This window comes from Nocardia sp. NPDC003482, from assembly GCF_053588115.1.
Genome location: NZ_JBSFPI010000043.1, coordinates 22915 through 34033 on the forward strand (window position 1 = coordinate 22915; position 11119 = coordinate 34033).

Annotated in this window: 9 protein-coding genes; 5 read left to right on the forward strand and 4 right to left on the reverse strand. The window is 71.0% G+C overall.

The genetic code is table 11. From position 1 onward, the window contains the following. Window positions 1–3 precede the first annotated feature (3 nt). The 4 genes from ACWDSJ_RS36560 to ACWDSJ_RS36575 form a co-directional block, all read right to left on the reverse strand. Window positions 4–927: a serine hydrolase gene (locus ACWDSJ_RS36560; protein WP_387355730.1), complete on the reverse strand. Its 924-nt coding sequence runs from the start codon at window positions 925–927 to the stop codon at window positions 4–6. Next, the gene (locus tag ACWDSJ_RS36565; RefSeq protein WP_450037390.1) at window positions 917–3337 is read right to left on the reverse strand and encodes a protein kinase domain-containing protein; all 2421 of its coding nucleotides are present in this window, start codon (window positions 3335–3337) and stop codon (window positions 917–919) included. Before ACWDSJ_RS36565 ends, ACWDSJ_RS36560 begins: the two co-directional genes overlap by 11 nt. Before the next feature lie 71 nt (window positions 3338–3408). Next, the gene (locus ACWDSJ_RS36570) at window positions 3409–4062 is read right to left on the reverse strand and encodes a response regulator (RefSeq protein WP_387356942.1); all 654 of its coding nucleotides are present in this window, start codon (window positions 4060–4062) and stop codon (window positions 3409–3411) included. 41 nt (window positions 4063–4103) lie between these two features. Further along, a complete protein-coding gene (locus tag ACWDSJ_RS36575) occupies window positions 4104–5423 on the reverse strand; it encodes a sensor histidine kinase (RefSeq protein ID WP_387355734.1) in 1320 nt (439 codons plus the stop codon). A gap of 181 nt (window positions 5424–5604) precedes the next feature. Here ACWDSJ_RS36575 and ACWDSJ_RS36580 point away from each other — a divergent pair, with 181 nt between their 5' ends. From ACWDSJ_RS36580 to gatB, 5 genes are all read left to right on the forward strand, one after another. Next, the gene (locus ACWDSJ_RS36580; RefSeq protein ID WP_450037392.1) at window positions 5605–5913 is read left to right on the forward strand and encodes a hypothetical protein; all 309 of its coding nucleotides are present in this window, start codon (window positions 5605–5607) and stop codon (window positions 5911–5913) included. 26 nt (window positions 5914–5939) lie between these two features. Continuing rightward, window positions 5940–6644, forward strand: coding sequence for an ABC transporter ATP-binding protein (locus ACWDSJ_RS36585; protein ID WP_450037394.1), 705 nt, complete (start codon window positions 5940–5942; stop codon window positions 6642–6644). Further along, on the forward strand, window positions 6641–9127 hold the full coding sequence (locus ACWDSJ_RS36590) for an FtsX-like permease family protein (protein ID WP_450037396.1): 2487 nt from the start codon (window positions 6641–6643) through the stop codon (window positions 9125–9127). Before ACWDSJ_RS36585 ends, ACWDSJ_RS36590 begins: the two co-directional genes overlap by 4 nt. A 23-nt stretch (window positions 9128–9150) precedes the next feature. Continuing rightward, window positions 9151–9390, forward strand: a complete 240-nt coding sequence (locus ACWDSJ_RS36595; RefSeq protein ID WP_387355742.1) for a hypothetical protein — start codon at window positions 9151–9153, stop codon at window positions 9388–9390. Window positions 9391–9454: 64 nt separating this feature from the next. After that, window positions 9455–10963, forward strand: coding sequence for an Asp-tRNA(Asn)/Glu-tRNA(Gln) amidotransferase subunit GatB (gatB, locus tag ACWDSJ_RS36600; protein WP_387355744.1), 1509 nt, complete (start codon window positions 9455–9457; stop codon window positions 10961–10963). Window positions 10964–11119: the final 156 nt, after the last annotated feature.

Consider the following 11119-nt stretch of genomic DNA (forward strand, 5'->3'; position numbering starts at 1 on the left):
GTGTCACCGCTTGCACTCTCCGCCGCCCAGTTCGTAGACGTGTTTGGCCAGCAGCGCGGCCAGCTGGTCGAGCATGGCGGTGGCGTCGTCGTAGCTGCCCGAATCCGGTTGTGCCGCAAGGGCGACCGCGATCTGCCCGGTCCAGGTGGGGACGAGCCCGAACTGGCGCACGAGGTACGCGCCGGTGTCGTCGTCGGGGCCCCAGCCGCCCTTGAACTCCGCCCCGACGAACGCGCCGAGACCCCAGCTCTGGCTCGAGGTGATCTCGCCCATCAGGTTGACCACGCGCGCAGCGTTCTTCAGGCACGGCAGCCGCGAGGCGAATCGCACCTGATCGACCAGCGGCCACACGGTCGCGCCGAAGGCCAGCGGGTCGTCGAGCGTCTCGCGCGCCTCGGGGTTGGTGCGGTCCGCGACCACGGTGGTGGTGTCACCGCCTTCGCGCAGAATCGCCTCCACGGCCTCGGCCGCGCGGTCGCCGCCGCCGAGCGCGTCCCAGAGCTGTTGTGCCGCATCGTTGTCCGAGGCGGTGATCGCGGCCTCGGCGGTCTGGGCCAGCCCGACCGGATCCTGGCGCAGCGCCGCCAGCGCCAACGGCACCTTGATCGTGGACCAGGCGATGCCGGTCGTCCAGTTGCCGAGCGTGATCGCGCGATCGCCGCCGACCGGCATGACCGCCAGGCCCACCGAACCGTGCAGATCCTGCTGCAACGCGGCGAAGTCGGCGGCCAGGGTCGCCGAGGGGGTCAGGCTCCCGGCGGCGGGTTTGAGCGTCGCGTTACCGGCGGCGATGGGTGAGACCAGTACGTTCTCATCGGAGGAGGGAACTCCGGCGTAGGCGGTGCAGCCCGTGACGGCGAGTGCGGTGACCAGCGAAAGCGACCATCGAAAACCCTTGCGGCGGAGCGGCTTCACGTCAATAGACATACACCACCGCGTTTTCGCCACCCGTACAGGTGACCACCTGTCCGGTACCCGTGCAGGTCATCGTGTACGAGCGCCCGGTGACGGGGCTGATCGCCACCACCGAGGTGGACCCCGCCGACCCCGCGGCCTGGGTGGTGGCCGACTGCGGTTCCAGCGCCTGCACGTACGCCTTGCGGACCGCCTCGGCGAAGCCGCACGAGGTGACCGCGGTTCCGGTCGCGGACTTGCCGAATCGGCCCGTGGTCGAACCCGCCGGGCACGCGGTCGCGCCGACGGGCAGCGCGGCCGTGCTCGGGGTGGTGGTGGCCGCGCCGGTCGTGCCGCTCGGCCGCGGCGCCGGGGCGGTGGTCGCGACGCCGGGGAGCGATTCGGTCGCGGCGGTCGTGCCTCCCGCGACGGTGGGGGTGTTGTCCGGCTGCCGCGCCAGCTCCCAGCCCACGGCGGCGACGACCGCGGCCAGGACCACGCCCGTCACGCCGAGCGCGATCGGGATCGCGATGGAGTGCTTGCGGTCCTCCGGCTCGGGCTCGGCGTATGCCGGTGCGGGCGGGTCGTATTCGTAGTCGTCGGCCTCGCGTCGGTCGTCGTAGTAGTAGTCGTCCGGCCGGTCCTCCCACGAATCGTCCGTGCTGCCCGGCGCGTACTGGTGCAGCGGGGTGAACTGGAAATCGTCCTCCTGCGCCCGCGTCGCATCGTCCTCCCGGATCGGCGGCAGATCACTCGTGGTGTCGGCGTTGGGATCCACGGGCGGAACGGCCCGGAACGCCCCCGACGGCAGGAACGCCGTCTCCGAATCCGCCGTCGACGGCCGCCCCGTCCCCAACCCGGTTCCCATCACCACGGTCGGCGAGCCTCCGGCGAATCCGGGCTCCGGCGAAGGGCTTTCGTCCACCGGGTAGCCCTCCGCCGCCGGAGCCAGGAAGGGGACGTCCGGCTCTCGAGGTGGGGCGACCACCGGGGGGAATCCACCTTCCGGATCCCCGGGTGGGGTGGTCGCTGCCGGAAAACGCATGGCAGGGTCGCCGGGCAGGGTGGCCGCTGACGGGAACCGACCTTCCGGGTCGCCGGGCGCGGTGGCCGCTGACGGGAACCGACCTTCCAGGTCGCCGGGCGCGGTGGACGCTCCCGGGAACGGAGCGTTCGGGTCGGCGGTCGTTGCGGGGAACGGGGTGTCCGGCTCTGGGGGTGGCGGCATCGGGGCGCGCGGGGGTATCTGGGCCGGGATCGTCGGGCCTTCGGGGCCGAAGGGCTGGAAGGTGGTCGGCTCGGCTGGCCGGAACGCCGGGGGGCTGTCGTCGACGGGGTAGTGCGTGGTCGGATCGGCTGCGACCGTCTCGTGCGGGGCCGGATCCTCGGGATAGCTTGGGGCCGAGGGGGTTTCGTCGGCGTACCGCTCGGGTGCCTGGGGTGCGGGGTCGGGCTCCGGATCGGTGGCGAAACGGGCGAAGGTCGGCTCCGGGTCGGGGACGGATATGGCGATCGGGGGCGCGCCGAGCAGGGATTTGGCCCAGCGCGGGCGGGATTCGGGGTCTGCGGCCGAGGCGGCGACGGCGGTCTCGGAGGGCGTGCGGTCACCGGGCAGACCCAGCGCGCCCCGGGCGGCCCCGGCGAACTCGCCCGCGCTGGCGAATCGGTCGGCGGGGGATTTGGCCATGGCGTGCGCGATGACGGCGTCCAGCGCCGCGGGCACGTCGGCGCGGTTCAGGCTCGCGCGCGGCGGCGGTTCGGACAGGTGCGAGCGGACCAGCCCGCTGACGCTCTGCACCGGGAACGGCGTTGCCCCCGTGAGACATTCGTGCAGCACACAGGCCAGCGAGTAGAGATCGGCGCGACCGGTGACGGGTCCGGCGTCGAACCGCTCCGGGGCCATGTAGGTGTAGGAGCCGATGGCCGTGCCCACCAACGTGATTCCGGTGTCGCCCTCGCTGCGGGCGATGCCGAAGTCGACGAGATAGGCGAAATCGTCGTCGGTGACGATGATGTTGGCGGGCTTCACGTCCCGATGCACCAGCCCCGCGGCGTGCGCGGCGTCCAGCGCCGAGGCCACCTGCTCGATGATCGACACCGCCCGCACCGGATCCAGCGGACCCTCCTCGCGCAGCAGCGTGCGCAGATTGCGCCCCCGCACCAACTCCATGTCGAGGAAGAGCATCCCGCGGATCTCGCCCGAGTCGTGGATGCGCACCACGTGCGGATCGCGCAACGCGGCCGCGGCGTGCGACTCGCGGCGGAAGCGCTCCTGATACGTCGGATCCTGCGCGAGCAGCTCCGACAGCAGCTTCAGGGCGACCACCCGGTCCTTGGTCGTGTCGTACGCCTCGTAGACCTCGCCCATGCCGCCTCTGCCCAGCAGCGAGCGCAGCTCGTAAGGCCCGAATCTGCTACCGACCCGGGATCGCGGTGCGTCCACCCGTGAAACCTCCATCACTGGGCAGGGTGCGAAACCCGTGCCCGGCGACGCACCGGGGTTTCCTGCCCCTCTTAGAGTGCCGATTCTCCCGGCGCGACCACGCCGTGGTCAAACGCGAACACGATCGCCGCGGCCCGATCTCGTAACCCCAGCTTCCCGAAAATGTGTCCTACGTGGCTCTTTACGGTCACTTCGGAGATTCCGAGTTCCGCGGCGATTTCCGCGTTGACACGCCCGCGACCGATCAGCTTCAGCACCTCGAACTCCCGCGCGGTCAGCTCGTCCAGTCGGGACGGGGCACGTACGGGAGCGGGACGGACCGAGCGATAGGCCGACAGCACCCGCCCGGTTACCGAGGGATCGAGCCAGGATCCGCCACCGGCCACTGTGCGCACCGCGCGGATGAGATCCTCGGCGGGGGAGTCCTTCAGGATGAATCCCGCCGCCCCGGCCCGCAGCGCCCCCGACAGCAGCTGATCGTCGTCGAAGGTGGTGAGCACCAGCACCGGCGGCGCGTCCGCGCGGGCGCGTAGGGCCCGGGTCGCGTCGATGCCGCCCACCCGCTTCATCCGCAGATCCATCAGCACCACATCGGGCGGCTGGGCGGCGACGGCCGCGGCCACCTCGTCGCCGTCGGCGCATTCGGTCACCACGAATCCGTCCCGGCGGCGCAGGATCCGGCGCAGCCCGCCGCGCACCAACTCCTGATCGTCGACGACCAGCACGGTGACCGTGTCCTCCGCCACGGCCGGCGTCTGCCCCGGGATCACATGCCCTCCTGACGTTTTCGTGTCATCGACGCGATGGCCTCGCGCACCGCCCGCAACGGGTCCTCCTGCCCGGTGAGCAGGCAGACCAGACCGGATCTGGGGGTGTCGATCGGGATGTGCGCGCGCACCCACCAGCGGTCGTCCTCCGGCCCGGCGGACAGCGTGCCGCCGATCACCGCGGCGCGGTGCGACATTCCCGAGATGCCCATGCCCCGGCCCCGCCGCGCGGGCAGACCCTCGGGCAGGGTGTTGGACACCGTCACCCGCGCGTCGCCCGGGGTGATCTCGATCCGCAGCGTCACCTCGGCGCCCGGCGCGTGCTTGGCGACATTGGCCAGCGATTCCTGCACGATCCGGAACAACGCCAAACCCGTTGTCGCCGAGATGGTTTCGGTGTCACCGGTGAGCCGGAAGTCGATCGCCAGCCCGGCGCGCACGAAATCGTCCACCAGATCGGCGAAGTCGCCCAGCCCCGGCTCCGGCCGAATGTTGGCGGGACCCTGATCGAGCAGCCCGACCGTGCGCCGGATATCGGCCATGGCCTGCCGCCCGAGCCGCTCGGCGTCGCTGAGCGCGTCCACGGCCTCGTCGACGTCGCGGTCGGTCTGCAAGGCGTGCCGCGCGGCGGTCAGATGCAGCAGCGTGATGCTCAGCGAATGCGCGATGACGTCGTGCACCTCGCGCGCGATCCGGCGGCGCTCCTCGCTGGCGGCCTGCGTCGCGCGGATCTCCTGGTTCTCCCGCTCCTGGTACAGCGACCGGCGCTGTTGCTGCAACATCAGCCCCGCCATCCAGCCGAGCACGATCGCCGTGAGGTACATCGGCAGCCCGCGGTCGACGTCGCCGATGAGGTTGAACACCAACACCTCTCCGAGGCAGACCAGCGTGTACCCGAAACTCACCAGCCGGCGCGGAATGATCGCCGCCAGCTCGCCCGCCGACACCGTCAGCACCAGCGACGAACAGTCCGGATACACCGGCTGCGCGAGGAACAGCCCCGTCCCCGCGAGCGCGACCGTCGCGAAGATGGCCGGGGTCGGCTTCACGTCGAACAGGAAGAACACCGGATACACGATCACCAGCAGCACCACCGCCAGGATCGGCAGCACCGACGGGAAGTACTCGTGCCGCAGCGCCGCCGCCGCGATCGCCGTGAACACCACCGCGATATCGGCGACCACGATGACCGAGGGCGGATAGTCGTACCCCTGTTGTTCGACCGCGCGGCGGAACGCCCCCACCGGATCGCTGAAGAACTCCGCGACGCGATCGCGAATGCGTCCGGGGCGCCCGGTCGACACGGCGCTGGTCTCCATCGCCCCAGGTTAGCCGCCGCGCCGAGCCCGCGACATCGTTCCGCGAGCGGGCGCGTCCTCCTACTCCGGTAGGAGCTCGAGTCTCGTCCCCGGCACGACGTATCCGCCCCGGGACCTCCGTAGCGTGAACGGTGACAGTGCCCGGCACCGGACCCGGGCACCCGACGGAGGAGCTGGGGCGATGTCGTGGACCGATCTGCACGCTCGAACCGAAATCCTGCACGAGGTACTCGCCCGGGCGGCCGCTGATCCGGCGCATCCGGGACTGTTCCACGATCTACCCGACCGCGACCGCCTCTTCGGCGGTCCGGAGGGCGTACTGGCCGCGCTGCAATATCAGTGGGACAACCACCTGCGCGCCAAGCTCGACCAGGACATGACCGTACCCGAGGCGTACCTGGAGCTCGCCGCCGAACAACCGGTGCTGCGCGCGCTGCTCGACTCCCAGGACGTCCGGCGCTGGCAGGACAGCCGCGTGCTCGCGCGCTGACATTCGAGGAGAAGGGTGGGGACCGGGTGCTGGAACTGCGCGGCGTCGTCCGGGAGTACCGGGTCGGCGGACAACGGGTACGGGCCCTGGACGGGATCGACCTGAGCATCGAGGCGGGGGAGTTCACCGCGATCGTCGGGCCGTCCGGTTCCGGCAAGAGCACACTGCTGCATCTGCTCGGCGCGCTGGACTCGCCGGATTCGGGCTCGATCACCTTCCGGGGTGAGGAGATCGGCGGTCTCGGCGACGACCGCCAATCCGAATTCCGAAGGCATCGGGTGGGTTTCGTCTTCCAGTTCTTCAATCTGCTGCCGACGCTGTCGGCGTGGGAGAACGTGGCGATCCCGAAACTGTTGGACGGCAAGAGTTTACGCGCCGCCAAACTCCGCGCGCTGGAACTGCTGCGGCTGGTCGGGCTCGCCGAACGCGCCGAGCACCGGCCCGCGGAGCTGTCCGGCGGGCAGATGCAGCGGGTCGCGATCGCGCGAGCGCTGATCATGGATCCGCCGCTGATCCTGGCCGACGAACCCACCGGCAACCTCGACTCCAAGACCGGCGCGGCGATCCTCGCGCTGCTCGGGGAGATCACCGCGGCGGGCAACTCGGTCGTCATGGTCACCCACGACATGGGCGCCGCGCAGTACTGCGACCGGGTGATCACGTTGCGGGACGGGCAAATCGGATCGATCACCGCCGGGGAGCACGCCCGCGCGGCGGCGGTGCGCGGGTGATCGCCGCGTGGGATCGGTTGCGGCTGTTCAACATCGGTGAGTTGCTGGCGCATCGGGGCCGGACGCTGTTGTCGCTGGTCGTGATGGCCGTGTCGGCGGGGCTGCTGGTGTCGACGCTGAGCATCTCCGGATCCGTCACCGGTTCCGTGGACCGGCTCACCCGGGGGCTCGGCGGGAAGGCGACCCTCGAGGTCACCGGCATCACCGACGCGGGCTTCGATCAGGCTCTGCTGCAATCGATTCGATCGGTTCCCGGCGTGGCGGCGGCCGTGCCGATGCTGCGGGCGCGCATCGGCGCGGACGCGGACCGGGCGCTGCTGGTGGGCGCGGACGCGTCGGTGTCGGCGCTGGGCGGCGCACTGGACGGGCCGCTGCGCGACCAGGCCGCCAAGCTGCTGACCACGCCGCACGGCGTGCTGGTGGGCGCGGTCACGGGACACCGTGCGGGCGAACGGTTCCGGATCGGGGCGAGCACGGTCACCGTCGCGGCGGTGCTCGACGACGCCGTGTCCGCGCGGTTGAACCAGGGGCACATCGTGATCGCGCCGCTGCCGGTGGCGCAGGAGATCGCCGGGCGCGCCGGGCAACTCGACTCGATCGAGATCGTGCCCGCCCCCGACGCCGACGCGGCGCGGTTGCGTTCGGCGCTCACCGCGGTGGTGGACGGACGCGCCGTCGTCGCCGATCCGAGCCTGCGGACCGCGCAGGCGGGCGGCGCGGTGGAGCTGGTCCGGTATTCGACGATCATGGCCTCGGCCGCGGCGCTGATCGTGTCGGGGTTCCTGATCTACAACGCGATGAGTATGGCCGTGGCGCAACGTCGTCCGGTGCTGTCGTTGCTGCGCGCGATCGGCGGCCGCCGCCGGGCCATGGTGCGCGATCTCGTCGTCGAGGCGGCGCTGCTCGGACTGGTCGGCGGGCTCGTCGGGGCGGTGCTCGGAATGCTGCTGGGGCGCAACGCGATCGGGGCGCTGCCGTCGGCGATCGTGCAGTCGGTGGACGCGCGGCCGGAATATCTCGTGCCCGGCTACGCGATTCCGGTGGCGGTGGCCGCCTGCGTCGCGGCCAGCGTGGGGGCCGCGGCCGTGGCCGCGCGGCAGGTGTACCGGGTCGCGCCCATCGAAGCGCTTGCGCCCGTGGGGGTTTCGCGAGCCGACGCGGCGAGTCCGGTGCTGCGGTGGGTCGCGGTGGTGCTGGGGCTCGGGATGACGGCGGTCTCGATCGTGTTGGCGCGGGCCGATATCGGGCGGTACTCCCTCGCGTCCATCTCGCTGTCCATCACCGCCGCGGTGCTGCTGTGCTTCGCGCTGACCACGCCCGTCGTGCGGGCGGTGGCGGCGGTGTCGCGCCGGTTCGGCGCGCCCGGCGTGGTCGGGGCCACCACGATCGAACGCGCGCCGCGGCGGGTGTGGGCGACGACCATGACGGTCATGATCGGCATCACCGCGGTCGTCGCCATGGGCAACGCGTCGAAGAACCTCGCCGATTCCGCCGGGGCCAGCTTCGAAAGCCTCGGCCGCACCGATGTTTTCGTGCGGGCGACGTCCTGGAACGAATTCCCGACCGGGCCGATCCTGCCCGCCGACGTACGCGACCGGGTCGCCGCGGTGCCGGGCGTGGCGGGGGTGAGCGGCGCGCAGATGGCCTTCGCCACGCTCGGCGGCGGCCGGGTCTTGTTGCAGGGCTATCCCGACGAGGAGCGGGCGTATCCCGTGGCGCTGGACGCGCGGGTACGGGAGCGGCTGGTGAACGGTACGGGTGTGGTGATCTCGCGCGACATCGCCCGCGCGCGGGCCGTGCGCGCGGGCGACTCGCTGGAGCTGCCCACTCCCACGGGTGTCCGGAAAGTCGAAGTGCTGCAAGTCATTCCGTACTTCTCCGCGATCGCCGGGGTGGTGCTGTTGAATCTCGACGTTATGCGGCAGTGGTATCAGCGGCCGGGGGAGACCGTGCTGTCGGTCGATCTCGCGCCCGGCGCGGACTCGGGCGCGGTGATGGCCGCGATCCGCGCGGTCGTGCCGCCGGAGACGCACGTCGACCGGGGGAGCGACGCGGTGGCCGCGGTGTCGGGCGGGGTGCGGCAGGGCACGGCGTTGAGCGGGTCGATCCTGTGGATCGTGGTGCTGGTGTCGACGGTGGCGCTGCTCAACACCCTCATGCTGTCGGTGCTCGAACGCCGTCGCGAACTCGGCGTGCTGCGCGCGATGGGGACCAGCGGGCGCTTCCTGTTGCGGACCGTGCTCGCCGAGGCGACCGGGATCGGCGTGGTCGGCGCGGCGCTCGGGCTCGGCGTCGGCGCGGCCGTGCACTGTCTGGCGACCGTCGCGCTCGGGCACGCCACGAGCATCGACGTCGCCTACCACGCCGGACCGATGCTGCTCGGTTACGCCGTGGCCGCCCTCGTGCTGGCATTACTGGGTTCGATACCGCCCGCGCTCCGGGCCGCGCGGCTGCCGATCGTGGAGGCGATCGCCGCGGACTGACCGGAGGCGACTATCGTTCACCCATGGCCGATTTCGCGATCCGTGATCTGCCCGTGGATGTCGTCGACACCATGCGCAAGCGAGCCCGTGCCGCCGAGCTCTCGCTCGACGACTACCTCCGCCAGGAGCTGATCACCTCCTCCTACCGCAACTCCTACCTCGACGTCATCCTGGCGTTCCAGGAAGCGCAGGAACGCAATCCGGACCACGAGGTGGACAAGAAGGCGGTGGTGGAGGCGGCCCGGTTCGCGCGCGGGGACTAGGGGACCGCCTCGCCGGGCGGGACCGTGCGCCGGGACGTCGGTGCGGACTCATAGACTATCCGCTATGAGCGCGCCCACGGTGGACTTGATGGACTATGCCGATGTCGTCGACCGGTTCGAGCCGGTGCTGGGCATGGAGGTGCACGTCGAACTCGGCACGCGGACGAAGATGTTCTGCGGCTGTCCCACCGCGTTCGGCGCCGAACCCAACACCCAGGTCTGCCCGGTCTGCCTGGGCCTGCCCGGTTCGCTGCCGGTGGTGAACCGGCAGGCCGTCGAGTCGGCCGTGCGCATCGGGCTCGCGCTCAACTGCTCGATCACCCCGTGGGGCCGGTTCGCGCGCAAGAACTACTTCTACCCGGACCAGCCGAAGAACTACCAGATCAGCCAGTACGACGAGCCGATCGCCCACGACGGCCACCTCGATGTGCTGCTCGACGACGGCAGCACCTTCCGCGTCGAGATCGAGCGCGCCCACATGGAGGAGGACACGGGCAAGTCCACGCACGTCGGCGGTTCCACCGGCCGTATCCACGGCGCCAGCCACTCGCTGCTCGACTACAACCGCGCGGGCGTGCCGCTCATCGAGATCGTCACCAAACCCATCACCGGCGCGGGCGAGCGCGCCCCCGAGGTGGCCCGCGCCTACGTCACCGCCCTGCGCGATCTGCTGAAGTCCCTCGACGTCTCCGACGTCAAGATGGAACAGGGCTCGCTGCGCTGCGACGCCAACGTCTCGCTGATGCCCAAGGGCGCCAAGGAGTTCGGCACCCGCACCGAGACCAAGAACGTCAACTCCCTGCGCAGCGTCGAGGTCGCGGTCCGCTACGAGATGCGCCGCCAGGCCGCGGTCCTCGCCACCGGCGGCACCGTCGTCCAGGAGACCCGCCACTTCCACGAGTCCGACGGCAGCACCTCCCCCGGCCGCCGCAAGGAGACCGCCGAGGACTACCGCTACTTCCCCGAACCGGACCTCGAGCCCATCGCCCCCGACCCCGCCTGGGTCGACGAACTGCGCGGCACGATCCCCGAATACCCCTGGCTCCGCCGCGCCCGCATCCAAGCCGAGTGGGCCCTGTCCGACGAGGTCTTCCGCGACCTCGTCAACGCGGGCGCCCTCGACCTCATCATCGCCACGGTCGACGCGGGCACCTCGGTCGACGCCGCCCGCTCCTGGTGGGTCAACTACCTCACCGAGAAGGCCAAGGAACGCGAGGTCCCCCTCGACGAACTCCCCATCACCCCCACCCAGGTGGCCGAGGTGGTCGCCCTGGTCGACGCCAAAACCATCAACAGCAAGGTCGCCCGCCAGGTCGTCGACCACGTCCTCGCGGGCGAAGGCGACCCCGCCGAAATCGTCGAATCCAAGGGCCTCGGCATGGTCTCCGACGACTCCGCCCTCCAATCCGAGGTGGACAAGGCCCTGGCCGCCAACCCCGACATCGCCGAGAAGATCCGCTCCGGAAAGGTTCAGGCCGCAGGCAAAATCGTGGGTGATGTCATGAAAGCCACACGCGGCCAAGCGGACGCGGCCCGGGTCCGAGAGCTGGTCCTGGCCGCCTGCAACGCCTGATCCCCGGCCCACCTCCTCCAGATAGCCGACAACCTCCAGGCAGGGCAACCCCCAGGCCCGTCAACCCAGCCGCACCCTAATGAGGTGTAGCGGGTCCGCTGATACGGCAGACTTGCTGTCGGTAGCGGCTGGTGGGTGAGCACTGTTGTGGCTCCC